The sequence below is a fragment of the Variovorax sp. GW821-FHT09B05 genome (genome assembly GCF_059418265.1).
In genome coordinates this window covers 18,263-35,164 of sequence record NZ_JBWKPN010000025.1, presented here as the reverse complement: position 1 = coordinate 35,164, position 16,902 = coordinate 18,263, and the positions used below count along the sequence as shown (strand labels likewise).

The window sequence follows — 16,902 nt, the reverse complement described above, 5'->3', positions numbered from 1 at the left end:
CGACCCGCACCGCATGCCGGGCGGCCTCCATCCCACGCGCGACGACAAAAAATGCTAGACCCCAGCATCCTCTTCCCCTCGGTGCTCAACGGCCTCACGACAGGCGCCGTCTATGCACTGATCGCGCTGGGCCTCACGCTGATCTACGGCGTGCTGCACATCATCAACTTCGCGCACGGCGCCTGCCTGATGGTGGCACTGTACGCGGTGTACTTCCTCAAGGAGCGGCTGGGCATCGATCCCTACCTCGCGCTGCCCGTGGTGGTGCTCGGCATGTTCGCGCTCGGCTATGCGCTGCAGCGCGTGGTCATCAACCGCGCGGGCCACGGCAAGGACGAGAACATCCTGCTCGCCACGCTCGGCATCGCGATCGTGATGGAGAACCTCGCGCTGCTGTTCTTCAAGTCGGACACGCGCAACATCGACACCGCCTATTCGCTGAGCACCGTGGCCATCGGCCCCGCGATGATCGCCGTGCCCAAGCTGGTGGCCTTCGCGGGCGCGCTCGTGGTCTCGGGCATCCTGTTCTGGATCATGGGCCGTACCGACCTCGGCCGCGCCATCCGCGCCGTCGCCAAGGAGAAGGAGGGCGCCAAGCTCATGGGCATCGACGTCGACCATGTCTACGCCATGAGCTTCGGCATCGGCCTGGCCTGCCTCGGCGCGGCCGCCTGCTTCCTGCTGCCGGCCTACTACGTCAACCCGCAGGTCGGCGGCGGCTTCGTGCTCGTGGCCTTCACCATCGTCGTGCTCGGCGGCATGGGCAGCTTCGTCGGCGCGCTGATCGGCGGCTTCCTGGTCGGCGTGGTGGAGTCGCTCGGCGGCCTCTACCTCGGCGAATCGCTGGGCCAGATCGGCATCTTCGCGATCTTCATCGGCGTGGTGCTGTTCCGGCCGCAGGGCATGTTCGGAGCCAAGGCATGAGCGCCGCAAAGCAACTCGCGGGCATCGCGCTGTTCGCGGTATTGGTGGCGTGCGTGCCGCTGGTCACGACCTCGGGCGTCACGCTCAACTTCGTGATGATGGCGCTCTACGCCACGCTGATCGCGCAGGCTTGGAACATCCTCGGCGGCTTCGGCGGCCAGTTCTCGTTCGGCCATGCGCTGTTCTTCGGCACCGGCGCCTACATCCAGGCCATCGCGCAACTGCAGGGCGGCATCAATGCCTGGATCGCGCTGCCGCTGGCCATCGCCGGTGCCGCGCTGGTGGGGCTCTTCATCGGCGCGCTGAGCTTCCGCTACGGCCTCAAGGGCTCGTACTTCGCGCTGGTCACGCTGGCCTTCGCCGAGGTGTTCCGCATCCTCGCGCTGTCGGTCGACTTCACGGGCGGTGGCGTCGGCCTGATGGTGCCGCTGCGCGAATCGGTCGCCAACCTGCAGTTCGCCACGCGCGCCGGCTACCTGTGGGTGGTGCTCGCGATGGTCGTGGTGGCGCTGCTCGTCACCTGCTGGCTGCGCAACGGCCGCTTCGGCGCCTACCTGCAGGCGGTGCGCGACAACGAGGACGCGGCGCGCGCCGTCGGCGTGAATCCCTTCCGCATCAAGCTCGCGGCCATCGGCCTGTCGGCCGCCTTCATGGGCGCGGCCGGTGCCTTCTACGTGCAGGTGTTCCAGTACATCGATGCCGGCATCGCCTATGGCCCGGCCGTGTCGGTCGAGGCGCTGGTGGCCGCCATCGTCGGCGGCATGGGCACGGTGTGGGGCCCGGTGCTCGGCGCGGTCGTGTTGCACCTGCTGTCGGACTTCACGCGCAACCTGTTCGGCGAGCTGCCGGGCATCAACATGGTGATCTACGGCACCGTGCTCGTGCTGATCGTGATCTTCGTGCCGCGCGGCATCGCGGGCATCGGCCAATCGGTGCGGCAGCTCTGGAGCGCGAAGGGAGGCCGCGATGAGTGACGCTTCCCTGCTGGTGCTCGAGGGCGTCTCGCGCTCCTTCGGCGGGCTCAAGGCGGTGCAGAACGTGAGCCTCGCCGTGCGCGAGGGCAGCCTCAGCGCGCTGATCGGGCCGAACGGCGCGGGCAAGACCACGCTGTTCGCGCTGATGTCGGGCTTTCTCAAGCCCGACGCCGGCAGCGTGCGCTTCGCGGGCCAGGACATCACCGGCCGCGAGCCGCACCGCAATGCCGCGCTCGGCATGACCCGCACCTTCCAGATCGTGAAGCCCTTCGCCGCGCAGACCGTGCGCGAGAACATCGCGGTCGGCGCGCACCTGCACCTGCGCGGCCGCACCGAGGCCCTGCGCGAGGCCGAGGCCGTGGCGCAGCGCGTGGGCCTCGCACCGCAGCTCGACAAGCCGGCCTCCGACCTCACCGTGGCCGGCCGCAAGCGCCTCGAGCTCGCGCGCGCGCTGGCCACCCGGCCGCGCCTGCTGCTGCTCGACGAGGTGCTCGCCGGCCTCAACCCGCAGGAGATCGCCGAGATGATGCCGGTGGTGCGCGGCATCGCTGCGAGCGGCGTGACCGTGCTGATGATCGAACACGTGATGCAGGCCGTGATGAACCTCGCCGAGCATGTCTGGGTGCTGGCGCAGGGCCAGCTGATCGCCGAGGGCAGCCCGGCGCAGGTGACCTCCGACGACCGGGTGGTCGAGGCCTACCTGGGCCATGGCACCGCGGCACGGCTGCGCAAGGCCGCAACGGGAGCCGCAGCATGAGCGCACTGCTGGACATCGAAGGGCTGCGCGGTGGCTATGGCCGCGTCGAGGTGCTGCGCGGCGTCGACCTCAAGGTGAATGCCGGCGAGATGGTCGCGCTGCTCGGCAGCAACGGCGCGGGCAAGTCCACCCTCAACAAGATGGTCTGCGGCCTCTGCCCGGCCTGGGGCGGCACGGTGCGCTTCGACGGCAAGGACCTGAGCGGCGCGCACTACCGCGACGTCGTCAAGGCCGGCCTGATCCAGGTGCCCGAGGGCCGCAAGGTGTTTCCCAACCTCAGCGTGCGCGAGAACCTCGAGCTCGGCTCGTTCACGCGGGCGCGCGAGCGCCGGGCGCAGAACCTCGAGAAGTCGTTCGCGCTGTTCCCGCGCCTGCGCGAGCGCATGGACCAGCATGCCGGCACCATGAGCGGCGGCGAGCAGCAGATGCTGGCCATCGCGCGCGGCCTGATGGCCGAGCCGGTGCTGCTGATCCTCGACGAGCCTTCGCTGGGCCTCTCGCCGCTGCTGGTCGAGGAGATGTTCACGCTGATCCGCGAACTGCGCGACGGCGGCCTGGCCGTGCTGCTGGTCGAGCAGAACGTCGGCCAGTCGCTCGAGATCGCCGACCGCGCCTACGTGCTCGAGAACGGCAGCGTGCGCTTCTCGGGCCTGCCCGGCGAACTGCTCGTGAGCGACGAACTGCGGCGCGCCTACCTGGGACTCTGAGGCGCGCGTTCCCCCCACGATCTTCCGGAGAACAACACATGAAAAGACGCGACATCCTCCTCTCGTCGCTGGCCGCCGCATGGGCCGGCCACAGCCTGGCGCAGATCGGCGGCGCGCCGGTGCGCATCCTGGTCGGCGCGCCCGCGGGCGGCTCCACCGACACGCTGGCGCGCTCGCTGGCCGTGAGCATGGGCCCGGCGCTGGGCCGCAACGTCATCGTCGAGAACAAGCCCGGCGCGGGCGGCAACATCGCGGCCGATGCCGTGGCCAAGGCCGCGCCCGACGGCAACACGCTGCTGATGAGCTTCACCAGCCATGCGATCAACGCCACGCTCTATCCGAGCCTGCCCTTCGATCCGGTCAAGGACTTCACCGCGCTGACCTGCGTCGCGACCTCGCCCTCGATCCTGGTGGCCCATCCCTCGCTGCCCGCGAAGGACGTGCGCGAGCTGATCGCGCTCGCCAAGGCGAAGCCGGGCCAGCTCAACTTCGCGATCGGCGCCGTGGGCTCGTCGCTGCACATGGCGGGCGAGGCCTTCAAGATGCAGTCGGGCGTGGACATCGTGAACATCCCCTACAAGGGCACCTCGCCCGCGGTGCAGGACGTGCTCGCGGGCCAGGTGCAGCTGATGTTCGCGGCCGTGGGCAACGTCAAGGCCCACATCCAGGCCGGCAAGCTCAAGGCGCTGGGCGTGACCACGGCGAAGCGGCTGCCTGCCTTCCCCGAGGTGCCGGCCATCGCCGAGGCGCTGCCCGGCTACGAGTCGAGCGCCTGGTTCGGCCTGTTCGGCCCGGCGCGCATGCCGGCCGAGCGGATCAAACAGATCGGCGATGCCGCGCGCCATGCGCTGCAGCAGGCCGACATGCGCCAGCGCCTCGAGATCGAGGGCGCGATCCCCGTCGGCAATTCGAGCGAGCAGTTCTCGGCCTTCGTGCAGAGCGAGATCGTGCGCTGGGCCAAGGTGGTCAAGTTCTCGGGAGCCAAGCCCGAATGACCTCGACGGCTTCAGCACAGACCCTGGCGCAGAAGCTCATCGCGCGCGCCAGCGGCCGCGAGCGGGTGGCGGTGGGCGAGATCGTGACCTGCGGCGTCGACCTCGCGATGTTCCACGACTCCTCGGGACCGCGCCGCCTGCAGCCCATGCTCGAGGAACTGGGCGCGCAGATCTGGGACCGCTCGCGCGTGGTGCTCGTGATGGACCACTACGTGCCCGAGCGCGACGACGACTCGCGCCGCATCGTTCGCATCGCGCGCGACTGGGCACGCGACCAGCAGCTGCCGCACGTCTACGACAGCCAGGGCATCTGCCACGTGGTGGTGCCGCAGCACGGCCACATCCGCCCCGGCATGCTGTGCGTGGGCGGCGACTCGCACTCGCCCACGGGCGGTGCCTTCGGCGCCTACATGTTCGGCGTCGGCAGCACCGAGATGCTCGGCGTGGTGGTCACGGGCGAGATCTGGCTGCGCGTGCCCGAGACCCTGCGCATGTGGTGGGACGGCGCGCTGCCCGCGGGCGTGACCGCCAAGGACATGATGCTGCACATGATCGGCCGCTTCGGCATGAACGGCGGCCGCTACCAGGCCGTGGAGTTCGCGGGGCCGGCGGTGGTCGCGCTGTCGATGCAGGAGCGCATGACGCTCTCGAACATGAGCGCCGAGCTCGGCGCGCAGGCCGGGCTGATCGCGCCCGATGCCACCACGGCCGCGTTCCTGGCCGGTGCCGGCGCGCCGCCGGTCGACATGGCGCCATGGTTCACCGACGCCGATGCCGCGCTCACGGACCACCGCTTCGATGCCGCCACGCTCGAACCCCATGTGGCCGCGCCGCACAGCCCGGCCAATGCGCATGGCGTGAGCCGCTTCGTCGGCACGCCGGTCGACGTGGCCTATATCGGCGCCTGCACCGGCGCCAAGCTCGACGACCTGCGCGCCGCCGCGCAGGTGCTGCGCGGCCACAAGGTCGCGAACGGCATCCGCCTGATCGTGGCGCCCGCGAGCCTGCGCGACCAGGAACAGGCACGCGAGGAGGGCGTGCTGCAGGTGCTGATGGAGGCCGGCGCCGAGCTGTTCCCCACCGCCTGCGGCGCCTGCTCGGGCTATGGCGATCCGATGGGCGACGACATCACCGTCATCTCGACCACCGCGCGCAACTTCAAGGGCCGCATGGGCTCGCCGACCGCGCAGGTCTACCTGGGCTCGCCCTACACGGTGGCGGCCGCCGCGCTGCGCGGCTGCGTGACCGATCCGCGCGAGGTGCTGGCATGAGCGGTCAGGACCTGAATCGGCTGCACCGTGTCTGGCGCCTGGGCGCCGACATCGACACCGACGCGCTCGCGCCCGGCCATGCGATGAAGCATGGCATCGACCGCATCGCGCAGCACTGCCTCGAAGCCATCCGCCCCGAGTTCGCGCGCGAGGTGCGCTCGGGCGACGTGATCGTGGCCGGCCCCAACTTCGGCATCGGCTCCTCGCGCGAGCAGGCCGCGGCCGTGCTGGTGCAGCTGGGCGTGGCCGCGGTGATCGCGCCCTCGTACAGCGGGCTCTTCTTCCGCAATGCCTTCAATGTCGGCCTGCTGCTGCTGACCTGCGCCGAGGCCGAGTCGCTGCACGACGGCGAACAGATCGCGCTCGACATCGGCACGCCCGCGCTGCGCGGCGCCGACGGGCGCACGCTGGCCTGCGAACCCGTGCCGGGCTTCCTGACCGAGATGGTCGAGGCCGGCGGCCTGTTGCCGCTGTTGCGCCGTCGCATGGCGGCGAAGAAGGAAGCCGATGCCGCCTGACATCGATCCACGACGCGCGGTGCTGCAGGCCGTGGTGGCGCTGCACGCAGTGCGGCCGGCCGACGCCGAAGGCGCCTCGCAGGCGCGCCGGCTGCTGGTCGACACCGTCGGCTGCGCGCTCGCGGGCCGGCAGGCGGGCGAGGTGCGCCGGCTCGAGGCTGCGCTCGCCGCCTGCGAACCCGGCGGCTTCGCGTTCCCCGCCGGTCCGTCGCTGGCCGTGCAGGCGGCCGCGCAGGTGCTCGCGATGGCCGCGACCTGGGACGAGGCCTGCGAAGGCCATGCGCTCGCGCACGGCCGGCCCGGCGTGCCGCTGGTGGCGGCGCTGCTGCCGCTCGCGCTGCGGCGCGGTGCCAGCCTCGGCGACTTCGTCGATGCCTTCGTGCTCGGCTACGAGGTCGGCGCGCGCTGCGGCGCCTGGCTGCGCATCCGTCCCGGCATGCACGTCGATGCCAACTGGCCCGCGCTCGGCGTGGCGGCGGGCGCGGCGCGGCTGCTGGGCCTGGCGCCCGAGGCCATCGTGCAGGCCATCGACATCGCGGCCTGCCAGCTCGCCACCAGCCTCTACCTGCCGGTGGCGCAGGGCCGCACCGCCCGCAACACCTACCTGGGCCACAGCGCTTCGCTGGGGTTGCAGGCGGCCTTCGCGAGCGCGGCCGGCATCGACGCGCCCGAGGGGGCGCTGGCCCACTACGCGGCGAACCATGCGGCGGCCGCCGCGCAGCCCTTGCCCGATGCATCGACGCTGCTGCTGCGCGACGCCTACCTCAAGCCCTTCGCGGCCGTGCGCCACGTGCACTACGGCGCGACCGCCGCGCGCGCCATCCGCGAACGGCTGGGCGGCGACACCACGGGCATCCGCCGCATCGTGCTCACGGTCTACGAGGAGGCGATCGTCTATTGCGGCAACCGCGCGCCGCGCACGCCGATCCAGGCGCAGTTCAGCCTGAGCTTCGGCCTCGCGGCGATGCTGCGCTTCGGCGACGTCGATCCCTCGGTCTATGCCGCGCCGCGCTTCGACGACGCCGAGCTGCGCCGGCTCGAGGCGCTGGTCGAGCTCGAGGTCGATGCCGGTCTCACGGCGCGCCGCGAGCGCGGTGCCACGCTCGCGCTGACGCACGACGGTGGCACGCACGAAGAGAGCGTGACCACCATCGCGGGCGACGCTCAGAACCCGCTCGACCGCGCAAACTTGCTCGCCAAGTTCACGCACTACGCCGCGCCGTCCGTTGCGCCCGCGCGCGCCCAGGCCTTCTGCGACGGCGTGCTCGACGCGCCCGCCGGCACCGCGCTCGGCGCGCTGTGGCAACGGCTCTGACCCGATTCCTCTTCACCACCTTCACGCCCACCCCATCATGAAACTCCTGCGCTACCTCGCCAGCACGCTGCTCGTGTGCCTGCCGCTCGTCGCCGCCGCCCAGGCCGGCGGCTTTCCCGACAAGGCGATCCGCATCGTCGTGCCCTTCCCGCCGGGCGGTGCCACCGATGCCGCGGCGCGGCTGGTCGCGGTGAAGATGAGCGAGCACTGGGGCCAGCCCGTGGTGGTCGACAACCGCGCGGGCGCGGGCGGCAACGTGGGCTCGGACCTCGTGGCCAAGGCGCCGGCCGACGGCTACACGCTGGTGATGGGCGTGACCGGCTCGCATGCCATCAACACCTCGCTCTACAGCAGGATGCCCTACGACCCGGTGGCCGACTTCGTCGCCATCAGCCAGGTGGCCGTGGTGCCCAACGTGCTGGTGGTGCATCCCTCGGTGCCCGCGAAGAACCTGGCCGAGCTGGTCGCGCTCGCGAAGAAGGAGCCCGGCAAGCTCAACTACGCGTCGCTGGGCAACGGCACGGCCGCGCACCTGGGCATGGAGATGCTCAAGGCCGAGGCCGGCGTCGACATCACGCACGTGCCCTACAAGGGCAGCGCGCCGGCGGTGTCCGACCTGCTGGCCGGCCAGGTGCAGATGATGGTCGACGGGCTGCCCTCGGCGCTGCCGCACGTCAAGGCCGGCAAGCTGCGCGCGATCGCGCTCACCAGCCTGCGCCGCTCGCCTTCGCTGCCCGATCTGCCGACCATCGCCGAGAGCTACCCGGGCTTCTATGCCGATGCCTGGTCGGGCCTGTTCGCGCCCAAGGGCACGCCGCAGCCGGTGGTCGACAAGCTCTCGGCCGAGGTGCAGCGCATCCTCAAGCTGCCCGAGGTGCGCGAGAAGCTGGCCGCGCTCGGCGCCGAGCCGGTGGGTTCCACGCAGGCGGAATTCGCCGCCCACGTCAAGAAAGAAATCGAAAAATGGGCCAAGGTCGTGAAGACCAGCGGCGCGAAGGTGGACTGACCATGAACGACACACTCGACCCCGTCACGCTCGCCGTGCTGCGCGGCCGCCTCGAGCAGGTGGCCGACGAGATGGACGCCACGCTCTACCGCAGCGCGTTCAATCCCATCATCGCCGAGGCGCACGACGCCTGCCACGGCCTGTACGACGCGACCAGCGGCGACACGCTGGTGCAGGGCAAGTCGGGCCTGCCGGTGTTCGTGGGCGCCATGGCCTTCGCGGTGCGCGCCACCGTCGCCGCGGCCGAGCCGCGCGGCGGCATGAAGGACGGCGACATCTGGATCAGCAACGATGCCTACGACGGCGGCACGCACGCCAACGACTTCAAGCTGGTCAAGCCCTTCTTCCGCAACGGCAAGCTCTACTGCCACATGGCCTCGGCCGCGCACTGGCACGACGTGGGCGGCGCGGTGCCCGGCAACTACAACCCCGCGGCCACCGAGTGCTGGCAGGAGGCGGTGCAGATCCCGCCGGTGCGCATCGTGCGCGACGGCAAGCTCGATGCCGACGTGCTCGCGATCCTGCAGGCCAACACGCGCCTGCCCGACAGCCTCTGGGGCGACCTCAACGGGCAGCTCGCGGCGCTAGAGCTCGGCGCCAAGCGGCTGCACGGCCTGCTCGACGAGTACGGCGATGAGCTGGTGCTGGCCGCGCTCGGCGAACTGCGCGGCCGCGCGCTGCGGCTGATGCGCTCGCATATCGCCTCGCTGCCCGACGGCCGCTACAGCTTCGAGGACCTGCTCGACAACGACGGCATCGTGAACGAGCCGCTGACCATCGCGCTCGACATGACGGTGGCCGGCGACCGGCTGCTGCTCGACTTCTCGCGCACCTCGGCGCAATGCGCGGGGCCGGTCAACATCTCGCGCGCGACCGCCGTGGCGGCCTGCTACGTCGCGCTCAAGCACCTGTTCCCCGACGTGCCCGCCAATGCCGGCGTGCTCGACGCGGTGGAGTTCGATATCCCCGACCGGCTGGTGATCAGCGCCGAGCGCCCGCGCCCGGTCGGCGGCTACACCGAGACCATCCTGCGCATGATCGACGTGATCTTCAGCGCCGCCGCGCAGGCCGATCCCACGCGCGCCGTCGCGCAGGCCTACGGCACCATCAACGCGCTGTCGATTGCGGGCCACCGCAGCGACAAGGGCCGCGAGGGCCAGCGCTGGGTGATGTTCAGCTTCTTCGGCGGCGGCCATGGCGGCCACTCGGGCGGCGACGGGCTCTCGCACGGCAACGCGCCGATCTCGACCGCGACCATCCCGCCGCTGGAGATCCTCGAGGCGGCTTATCCGGTGCGCTTCACCGAATGGTCGCTGCGCGCCGATTCGGGCGGCGACGGCCGGCACCGCGGCGGCCTCGGCGCCGTCTACGAGATCGAGCTGCTCGAGCAGGACGCCGAGGTCTTCGTGTTCGGCGAGCGCGGCACCTCGCCGCCCAAGGGCATCGCGGGCGGCGGCGCAGGCGCGGTCAACGTGTTCCGCTACGAGAACGCGGGCGAATGGCACGTGCCGCCGATGGTCTCGAAGATGCGCGGCATCCGGCTCGAGCGCGGCGAGCGCGTGCGGCTCGAGACGCCGGGCGGCGGCGGCTGGGGCGAGGCCGCCGAGCGGCCCGCGGCGCAGCGCGCGGCCGACCGCGCGATGGGCTATGTGACGACCGGCAACGACAAGAACGACAAGGACGAGGCATCCGAATGAGCTCCCCTGGCAACTCCCGCAATTCCCTGGTCGTCGGCGTCGATGTCGGCGGCACCTTCACCGACCTGTTCGTGCTCGACGAGGCGAACGGCACGGCGCGCATCGTCAAGGTGCCGTCCACGCGCGGCGAGGAAGCGCGCGGCTTCATGAACGGCGTGGCACGCGTGGCCGATTCGGCCGCGGCCATCGCCACCATCGTGCACGGCACCACCGTCGGCACCAACGCGCTGCTCGAGCGCAAGGTGGCGCGCACCGGCATCATCACCACGCGCGGCTTCCGCGACGTGCTCGAGATGCGCCGCCGCGACCGGCCCCAGACCTGGGGCCTGCGCGGCAGCTTCCTGCCCGTGGTGCCGCGCGACCTGCGCCGCGAGGTCGACGAGCGCGTGCTGGCCGACGGCACCCTGCACACCGCGGTCGATCTCGACCAGGTGCGCGCCGAGGCGCGCGCGCTGCTCGAGGCCGGCTGCGAGGCGGTCTGCGTGTTCTTCATCAACACCTACGCCAACCCGGCGAACGAGCGGCTCGCGGTCGCGGCGGTGCGCGAGCTCTGGCCGAATCCGCACGTCACCTCGGCGAGCGAGGTGCTGCCCGAGATCCGCGAGTTCGAGCGCTGCTCGACCGCCACGCTCAATGCCGCGCTGCAGCCGGTGGTGGGCAGCTACCTCGGCCGGCTCGAGTCGGACCTGCGCGCGCAGGGCTTCGCGGGCGAACTGCTGGTGGTGCAGAGCAACGGCGGCGTGATGTCGCGCCAGACCGCGAGCGACCTGCCGGTGCGCACCGCGCTGTCGGGCCCGGCGGCCGGCGTGATCGCCTGCGCGGCCATCGCGCGCGCGGCCGGCTTCCCGAACGCGATCACCGGCGACATGGGCGGCACCTCGTTCGACGTCTCGCTGGTGGCCAACGGCGAGGCCGCGCTGGCGGCGCAGACCGCGATCGAGTTCGGCATGGTGATCCGCTCGCCGATGATCCAGATCGAGACCATCGGCGCGGGCGGCGGCTCGATCGCCTCGGTGGATGCGAGCGGCATGCTGCAGGTGGGCCCCGAGTCGGCCGGCAGCGTGCCGGGCCCGGCCTGCTACGGGCGCGGCAACACGCGCCCCACGGTGACCGACGCCAACGTGCTGCTGGGCCGCATCGCTGCCGACCGGCCGCTCGGCGGCGGGCTGCTCGCGGCACTCGACGGCGAGAAGTCGCGCCAGGCCATCGAGGAGCACGTCGCGCGCCCGTTGGGCCTGGACGTGCATGCGGCCGCCGAGGCCATCCTCACGGTCGCCAATGCGCGCATGGCCGGCGCCATTCGCCTGGTGTCGATCGAACGCGGCCACGACCCGCGCCGCTTCGCCTACATGCCCTTCGGCGGCGGCGGCGCGCTGCACGTGTGCGCGATGATGCGCGAGGTCGGGGTGGCCACCGGCATCGTGCCGCGCTATCCCGGCGTGACCTCGGCGCTGGGCTGCGTGATCGCCGACATGCGCCACGACGCGGTGCAGACCCTCAACAAGCCGCTGGCCGAACTCGACGTGGCGGAGGTCCAGCGCCGCATCGACGAGCTGTCCGCGAGCTGCCAGCAGCGCCTCGACTCCTCGGGCGTGCGCTTCGACGAGGTGCGCGAGGTGATCGCGCTCGACATGCTCTACGCGGGCCAGACCCACACGCTGCCCGTGGTGCTGGGCAGCGCTCCGCTCACGGCCGCGGCCATCCGCACTGCCTTCGAGGCCAGCTACACGGCCGCCTTCGGCCGCGTGCTCGAGGGCATCGCGATCCGCGTGATGAACCTGCGCTATGCACGCATCGGCGTGCGGCCCAAGTTCGACCTCAAGGTGCTCGCGCCCGAGGAGCAGGGCAGCACCGCGCCGCTGGGCACGCAGCGCGTGTTCCACGACGGCCGCTGGCACGAGGCGCAACGCTATGCGCGCCTGGAGCTGCCGGTGGCCGCGCGCATCGAGGGGCCCGCGATCCTCGAGCAGGCCGACACCACCGTGTGGCTCGAACCCGGCTTCCATGCCGAGGTCGATGCGCACGGCAACCTTCTCGTGAGGCTGTCATGAGCGAAACCAGGCAACCGATCGCGGCACGCACCGCGCTGGTCATCATCGACCTGCAGAACGACTTCCTCGATGCCCGGGGCGCCTATGCGCGCGGCGGCGATACCAACCCGCCGGCGCTGCTGCTGCCGGCGCGCGTGGCCGCGGTGGCGCGCGCGCTCAAGGCCGCGGGCGGCATGGTGGTGGCGAGCCAGTTCACGCTGTGGCCCGATGCCTCGGGCGAGCCGATGGTGTCGCCGCACCTGAAGGCGCTGCGCCCCTACCTCGCCAAGGGCGACTTCGCGCCCGGCAGCTGGGGCCAGGCCAACGTCGATGCGCTGGCCGGGCTGGTCGACGTGAACGTGAGCAAGGTCGCGTACTCGGCCTTCTTCAACACCCAGCTCGACTGGGTGCTGCGCCGCGCGGGCATCGACACGGTGGCGGTCTGCGGCATCGTCACCAACGGCGGCGTCGCGAGCACGGTGCGCGATGCGCACATGCGCGACTACCGCACGCTGGTGCTGGCCGACGGCTGCGCGGCCTTCGGCGAGGAGCGCCACCAGACCTCGCTGGCCGACATGCGCAACGTGGCCGAGGTGACGGACTGCGCGGCCTTCGCCGCGTCGCTCGCATGAGTTCGAACCCGTCGCGACCGGTGCGCCGCGCGGCGTCGGTCGAGGCCGAGGTGCGCGTGCCGGTGGCGATCGTCGGCGGCGGCGCCTGCGGGCTCACGGCCGCGCTGATGCTGGCCGACGCGGGCGTGGACTGCGTGGTGCTCGAGCGCGATGCGCTGCCGAGCGGATCGACCGCGCTGTCCTCGGGCTTCATCCCCGCGCCCGGTACGCTCGCCCAACGCGCGCACGGTGTGCTCGACGACAGCGCCGAGCGCTTCGCCGCCGACATCCAGGCCAAGGCCCACGGCCGCGCGGCACCCGCGCTGGTCGCGGCCTATGCGGGGGCCATCGGCCCGGCGCTCGATGCGCTGCAGGCGCGGCACGGGCTGCGGTGGCTGCTGCTCGATGGCTTCCTCTACCCGGGCCATGGCGTGCACCGCATGCATGCGCTCGAACAGAAGACCGGCGCCGCGCTGATGGCGGCGCTGCAGTCGGCCGCCGAGGCGGCCGGCATTCCGGTGCTGACGCAGGCGCTGGTCGACACGCTGGTGCTCGATGACGGCGACCGCGTGGTCGGCGTCGAGTACGCGCGCCCCGACGGCAGCCGCGAGACGCTGGGCTGCGATGCGCTGCTGCTGGCCTGCAACGGCTTCGGCGGCAATGCGCGGATGGTGCGCGCGCTGCTGCCCGAGATGGCCGAGGCCGCGTTCGGCGGCCATGTGGGCAACGACGGCAGCGCGATCCTCTGGGGCGAGGCGCTGGGCGCGCGGCTGCGCGACCTCGGCGGCTACCAGGGCCATGGCTCCTGGGTCACGCCGCAGGGCGCGCTGATGTCCTGGGCCGTGATGATGGAAGGCGGCGTGCAGCTCAATTGCGAGGGCCGGCGTTTCCATGACGAGACCCAGGGCTACTCGGAAGCCGCGGTGCATGTGCTCGCGCAGCCGGGCGGCATCGCCTGGAACGTGTTCGACGCGCCGCTGCTCGCGCTGGCGCGCGGCTTTCCCGACTTTTGCGAGGCCGAGGCCGCGGGTGCCGTGCGGCGCTGCGAGTCGGTGATAGCGCTCGCCGACTGCATCGGCTGCGAGGCCGCGGTGCTGCAGGCCACGCTCGACGCGATGCGTACCGGCACGCCCACGCCCGACGGCCGCGTGTTCGCGCGCGGCCTCGAGGCACCGTACTTCGCGGTCAAGGTCACGGGCGCGCTGTTCCACACCCAAGGCGGCCTCGACACCGCGCCCGACATGCGCGTGCTGCGCCACGACGGCACGCCCTTTCACAACCTGCTGGCCGCGGGCGGCGCGGCGGGTGGCGTGTCGGGCGACGCGGTCTGGGGCTATCTCTCCGGCAACGGCCTGTTGAGCGCCGTGGCCGGCGGCTACATCGCGGCGCGCACGCTCGCCGCATCCATCCCAACCAGGACGAACTCCGCATGACGAATCCTTCCTTCAAGACCCGGCTCGCGCGCAACGACATCGTGCTCGCGCCCGGCGTGTACGACGCGCTCAGCGCGCTGGTGGCCGAGCAGGCCGGCTTCGAGGCGCTGTACCTCTCGGGCGCCTCCATCGCCTACACGCGGCTCGGCCGTTCCGACGTCGGCCTCACCACCTTCACCGAGGTGGCCGACACGCTGGCGCGCATCACCGAGCGCGTGCGCGTGCCGGTGATCGTCGATGCCGACACCGGCTTCGGCAATGCGCTCAACACCCAGCGCACCGTGCGCGGCTTCGAGCGCGCGGGCGCGGCCATGGTGCAGATCGAGGACCAGACCTTTCCCAAGCGCTGCGGCCATCTCGACGGCAAGGCCGTGGTGTCCGAGCGCGAGATGGTCGGCAAGCTCAAGGCCGCGCTCGACGCGCGCAGCTCGAGCGAAACCCTGATCCTCGCGCGCACCGACGCGGTGGCGGTCGAGGGCATGGAGGCCGCGCTCGATCGCGCCGAGGCCTATCTCGCCTGCGGCGTGGACGCGCTCTTCATCGAGGCGCTGCGCTCGCCCGAGCAGATGGACGTGGCCTGCCGGCGCTTCGGCGACCGCGTGCCGCTGCTGGCCAACATGGTCGAAGGCGGCAAGACGCCGATCGAGGATGCCGACGCGCTGCAGCGCCACGGCTTTCGCATCGCGATCTTCCCGGGCGGCACGGCGCGCGCCGTGACGCACACGCTGCAGGGCTACTACGCGAGCCTGCACCGCCACCGCACCACGCAGCCGTGGCGGCCGCAGATGCTGGACTTCGATGCGCTCAACGCGGTGATCGGCACGCCCGAGCTGATGCTCGAAGGACAGAAGTACGAATAGGCCTCAGCGCAGCGCGCGCACGAGTTCGTCGTAGACCAGCCGCACGCGCGCCGGCACCGGCGCGCGCTGCGAGCGGTAGACATGGATCGGCCAGGATTCGGGCGCCTCGGCCTCGAGCACCTCGACCAGCTCGCCCGACGCGATCAACGGCTCGGCCAGCGGCCCCGCGAGCTGGCCGAAGCCCAGGCCCGCGCGCACGGCGGTGCACTCGGCCTCCACGTCGTCGCTGATGAAGGCCGGCGCCGCCACCGGCATCTGCCGCCCCTTGCTGAAGAACCAGGACCAGGGCCGGCCCACGCTGCGGTCGAGCAGCGCGGTGAGCGGAAAGCCCGGCAGCGCCTCGATGTTCTCGGGGATGCCGGTGCGCGCGATCAGCGCCGGCGCCGCCACCACGCGCAGCTGCATGCGCCCGACCGTGCGCGCGACGAAGCGCGCATCGCGGATCGGGCCGGCGCGCACGCCGATGTCGATCTGCTCGTCGACCACGTCGGCATGTTCCTCCGACAGCCGCAGGTCGAGCACCAGCCCTGGATGCGCCGCCAGCATCGGCGCCAGCGCCTCGGGAATCAGCCGCCGGCCGTAGACGTTGGGCGCGGTGACGCGCACCGTGCCCGCGTGCTGCGACAGCGCGCGCCGGTCGGTGCGGTGGAACAGCGCATCGACGCCGCCGACGGCGGTACGCGCGCGCTGCGCGAGCTGGCGGCCGAAGTCGGTGAGCTGCACGCCGCGCGTGCTGCGGTGGAACAGCGGCTCGCCCAGTTCCTCCTCGAGCTCGCGCACGGCGCGCGTGACCACCTGCGGCGAGACCGCCAGGCGCACTGCGGCATCGCGGAAGTTGGCCGCATCGGCGGCGGCGCAGAACACGCGCAGGGCTTCGAGCCGGTTCGACATGGGTGGGTTGATTGGGGTTGAGTGTTCCTGAATCAGGAATTCTGAAGTCGTGAGAGTTTCATTTACGGGAACGCCCGGATTTTCCACACTGCATGCACTTCTTCAAGTTCTTCAACGCCCACCCCAAGGAAAACACCATGACTTCCGTTCAAGACAACATCCGCGGCAAGGTTGCCATCGTCACCGGCGCCAGCAGCGGCCTCGGCGAATCCACCGCCCGCCACCTGGCCGCCCGCGGCGCGAAGGTGGTGCTGGCCGCGCGCCGCACCGACCGCCTCGAGAAGGTGGTCGCCGAGATCCGCGAAGCCGGCGGCGAGGCCATCGCCGTTGCCACCGACGTGGCGAAGCGCGAGGACCTCGAGCGGCTTGCCGCCGCGACGGTCGAGGCCTTCGGCCGCATCGACGTGCTGGTCAACAACGCGGGCGTGATGCCGCTGTCGCCGCTCGAGAAGCTCAAGGTCGACGAATGGGACCGCACCATCGACGTCAACATCAAGGGCGTGCTCTACGGCATCGCCGCCGTGCTGCCGCGCATGCAGGCGCAGGGCAGCGGCCACATCGTCAACGTGGCCTCGATCGCCGGCATCAAGGTGTTCACGCCGATCGGCACCGTCTACAGCGCCACCAAGTACGCGGTGCGCGCCATCTCGGAAGGCCTGCGCGTGGAGGTCGGCAACACCGGCATCCGCGTGACCATCGTCTCGCCCGGCGCGGTCGAGTCCGAACTGAAGTTCGGCACCACCGATGCCGAGACCGCCGCGGGCGTGCAGGCCTTCTACGAGGCCAGCCAGATCCCCTCGGACTCGGTGGCGCGCGCGGTGGTGTACGCGGTGGAGCAGCCGGCGAACGTGGACATCAACGAAGTCGTGCTGCGGCCGGTGGCGCAGGACTTCTGATCCTGGCACCGGGATGG

At 71.6% G+C, this 16,902-nt stretch carries 16 protein-coding genes; 15 read left to right on the top strand and 1 reads right to left on the bottom strand.

What is annotated here, in order from left to right:
* The first annotated feature begins 51 nt into the window (after nucleotides 1–51).
* Genes AC07RM_RS38420 through AC07RM_RS38355 form a run of 14 tightly spaced genes read left to right on the top strand, consistent with a single transcriptional unit; the run spans nucleotide 52 to nucleotide 15,098 of the window.
* A complete protein-coding gene (locus AC07RM_RS38420) occupies nucleotides 52–924 on the top strand; it encodes a branched-chain amino acid ABC transporter permease (RefSeq protein ID WP_203204273.1) in 873 nt (290 codons plus the stop codon).
* Complete coding sequence (locus AC07RM_RS38415) at nucleotides 921–1,898, top strand: branched-chain amino acid ABC transporter permease (RefSeq protein WP_495337818.1); 978 nt, start codon at nucleotides 921–923, stop codon at nucleotides 1,896–1,898. Before AC07RM_RS38420 ends, AC07RM_RS38415 begins: the two co-directional genes overlap by 4 nt.
* Nucleotides 1,891–2,655 (top strand): ABC transporter ATP-binding protein, encoded by a 765-nt coding sequence (locus AC07RM_RS38410; RefSeq protein ID WP_093353983.1) that lies wholly within the window; start codon nucleotides 1,891–1,893, stop codon nucleotides 2,653–2,655. Before AC07RM_RS38415 ends, AC07RM_RS38410 begins: the two co-directional genes overlap by 8 nt.
* On the top strand, nucleotides 2,652–3,362 hold the full coding sequence (locus AC07RM_RS38405) for an ABC transporter ATP-binding protein (RefSeq protein ID WP_495337816.1): 711 nt from the start codon (nucleotides 2,652–2,654) through the stop codon (nucleotides 3,360–3,362). Before AC07RM_RS38410 ends, AC07RM_RS38405 begins: the two co-directional genes overlap by 4 nt.
* 38 nt (nucleotides 3,363–3,400) lie before the next feature.
* Nucleotides 3,401–4,357 carry a tripartite tricarboxylate transporter substrate binding protein gene (locus tag AC07RM_RS38400; RefSeq protein WP_208509323.1) on the top strand — a complete coding sequence of 319 codons (957 nt, stop codon included), beginning with the start codon at nucleotides 3,401–3,403 and terminating at the stop codon, nucleotides 4,355–4,357.
* Nucleotides 4,354–5,628, top strand: coding sequence for a 3-isopropylmalate dehydratase large subunit (locus tag AC07RM_RS38395; RefSeq protein ID WP_208509322.1), 1,275 nt, complete (start codon nucleotides 4,354–4,356; stop codon nucleotides 5,626–5,628). The genes AC07RM_RS38400 and AC07RM_RS38395 overlap by 4 nt, the downstream gene beginning before the upstream one ends.
* Complete coding sequence (locus AC07RM_RS38390; protein WP_495337814.1) at nucleotides 5,625–6,146, top strand: LeuD/DmdB family oxidoreductase small subunit; 522 nt, start codon at nucleotides 5,625–5,627, stop codon at nucleotides 6,144–6,146. Before AC07RM_RS38395 ends, AC07RM_RS38390 begins: the two co-directional genes overlap by 4 nt.
* On the top strand, nucleotides 6,136–7,461 hold the full coding sequence (locus tag AC07RM_RS38385) for an MmgE/PrpD family protein (RefSeq protein WP_495337812.1): 1,326 nt from the start codon (nucleotides 6,136–6,138) through the stop codon (nucleotides 7,459–7,461). The genes AC07RM_RS38390 and AC07RM_RS38385 overlap by 11 nt, the downstream gene beginning before the upstream one ends.
* A 37-nt stretch (nucleotides 7,462–7,498) precedes the next feature.
* Nucleotides 7,499–8,467, top strand: coding sequence for a Bug family tripartite tricarboxylate transporter substrate binding protein (locus AC07RM_RS38380; protein ID WP_495337811.1), 969 nt, complete (start codon nucleotides 7,499–7,501; stop codon nucleotides 8,465–8,467).
* A gap of 2 nt (nucleotides 8,468–8,469) precedes the next feature.
* Nucleotides 8,470–10,164 (top strand): hydantoinase B/oxoprolinase family protein, encoded by a 1,695-nt coding sequence (locus tag AC07RM_RS38375; protein ID WP_495337809.1) that lies wholly within the window; start codon nucleotides 8,470–8,472, stop codon nucleotides 10,162–10,164.
* Nucleotides 10,161–12,215 (top strand): hydantoinase/oxoprolinase family protein, encoded by a 2,055-nt coding sequence (locus tag AC07RM_RS38370; RefSeq protein ID WP_495337808.1) that lies wholly within the window; start codon nucleotides 10,161–10,163, stop codon nucleotides 12,213–12,215. The genes AC07RM_RS38375 and AC07RM_RS38370 overlap by 4 nt, the downstream gene beginning before the upstream one ends.
* On the top strand, nucleotides 12,212–12,826 hold the full coding sequence (locus tag AC07RM_RS38365) for a cysteine hydrolase family protein (protein WP_208509319.1): 615 nt from the start codon (nucleotides 12,212–12,214) through the stop codon (nucleotides 12,824–12,826). The genes AC07RM_RS38370 and AC07RM_RS38365 overlap by 4 nt, the downstream gene beginning before the upstream one ends.
* Nucleotides 12,823–14,238 (top strand): FAD-dependent oxidoreductase, encoded by a 1,416-nt coding sequence (locus tag AC07RM_RS38360; protein WP_495337806.1) that lies wholly within the window; start codon nucleotides 12,823–12,825, stop codon nucleotides 14,236–14,238. Before AC07RM_RS38365 ends, AC07RM_RS38360 begins: the two co-directional genes overlap by 4 nt.
* The gene (locus AC07RM_RS38355; RefSeq protein ID WP_057590959.1) at nucleotides 14,235–15,098 is read left to right on the top strand and encodes an isocitrate lyase/PEP mutase family protein; all 864 of its coding nucleotides are present in this window, start codon (nucleotides 14,235–14,237) and stop codon (nucleotides 15,096–15,098) included. Before AC07RM_RS38360 ends, AC07RM_RS38355 begins: the two co-directional genes overlap by 4 nt.
* 3 nt (nucleotides 15,099–15,101) lie before the next feature.
* Here AC07RM_RS38355 and AC07RM_RS38350 read toward each other — a convergent pair whose 3' ends face one another.
* Nucleotides 15,102–15,989, bottom strand: coding sequence for a LysR family transcriptional regulator (locus tag AC07RM_RS38350; RefSeq protein ID WP_203204284.1), 888 nt, complete (start codon nucleotides 15,987–15,989; stop codon nucleotides 15,102–15,104).
* A gap of 137 nt (nucleotides 15,990–16,126) precedes the next feature.
* Here AC07RM_RS38350 and AC07RM_RS38345 point away from each other — a divergent pair, with 137 nt between their 5' ends.
* The gene (locus AC07RM_RS38345) at nucleotides 16,127–16,885 is read left to right on the top strand and encodes an SDR family oxidoreductase (RefSeq protein WP_296794388.1); all 759 of its coding nucleotides are present in this window, start codon (nucleotides 16,127–16,129) and stop codon (nucleotides 16,883–16,885) included.
* Nucleotides 16,886–16,902 lie beyond the last annotated feature (17 nt).

Bases quoted from the DNA above. Each gene is read 5' to 3' on its own strand.
- AC07RM_RS38370 (WP_495337808.1), top strand. From the start codon at position 10,161: ATGAGCTCCCCTGGCAACTCCCGCAATTCCCTGGTCGTCGGCGTCGAT.
- AC07RM_RS38360 (WP_495337806.1), top strand. From the start codon at position 12,823: ATGAGTTCGAACCCGTCGCGACCGGTGCGCCGCGCGGCGTCGGTCGAG.
- AC07RM_RS38415 (WP_495337818.1), top strand. From the start codon at position 921: ATGAGCGCCGCAAAGCAACTCGCGGGCATCGCGCTGTTCGCGGTATTG.
- AC07RM_RS38400 (WP_208509323.1), top strand. From the start codon at position 3,401: ATGAAAAGACGCGACATCCTCCTCTCGTCGCTGGCCGCCGCATGGGCC.
- AC07RM_RS38395 (WP_208509322.1), top strand. From the start codon at position 4,354: ATGACCTCGACGGCTTCAGCACAGACCCTGGCGCAGAAGCTCATCGCG.
- AC07RM_RS38365 (WP_208509319.1), top strand. From the start codon at position 12,212: ATGAGCGAAACCAGGCAACCGATCGCGGCACGCACCGCGCTGGTCATC.
- AC07RM_RS38355 (WP_057590959.1), top strand. From the start codon at position 14,235: ATGACGAATCCTTCCTTCAAGACCCGGCTCGCGCGCAACGACATCGTG.
- AC07RM_RS38385 (WP_495337812.1), top strand. From the start codon at position 6,136: ATGCCGCCTGACATCGATCCACGACGCGCGGTGCTGCAGGCCGTGGTG.
- AC07RM_RS38345 (WP_296794388.1), top strand. From the start codon at position 16,127: ATGACTTCCGTTCAAGACAACATCCGCGGCAAGGTTGCCATCGTCACC.
- AC07RM_RS38350 (WP_203204284.1), bottom strand. From the start codon at position 15,989: ATGTCGAACCGGCTCGAAGCCCTGCGCGTGTTCTGCGCCGCCGCCGAT.
- AC07RM_RS38405 (WP_495337816.1), top strand. From the start codon at position 2,652: ATGAGCGCACTGCTGGACATCGAAGGGCTGCGCGGTGGCTATGGCCGC.
- AC07RM_RS38390 (WP_495337814.1), top strand. From the start codon at position 5,625: ATGAGCGGTCAGGACCTGAATCGGCTGCACCGTGTCTGGCGCCTGGGC.
- AC07RM_RS38420 (WP_203204273.1), top strand. From the start codon at position 52: ATGCTAGACCCCAGCATCCTCTTCCCCTCGGTGCTCAACGGCCTCACG.
- AC07RM_RS38380 (WP_495337811.1), top strand. From the start codon at position 7,499: ATGAAACTCCTGCGCTACCTCGCCAGCACGCTGCTCGTGTGCCTGCCG.
- AC07RM_RS38375 (WP_495337809.1), top strand. From the start codon at position 8,470: ATGAACGACACACTCGACCCCGTCACGCTCGCCGTGCTGCGCGGCCGC.
- AC07RM_RS38410 (WP_093353983.1), top strand. From the start codon at position 1,891: ATGAGTGACGCTTCCCTGCTGGTGCTCGAGGGCGTCTCGCGCTCCTTC.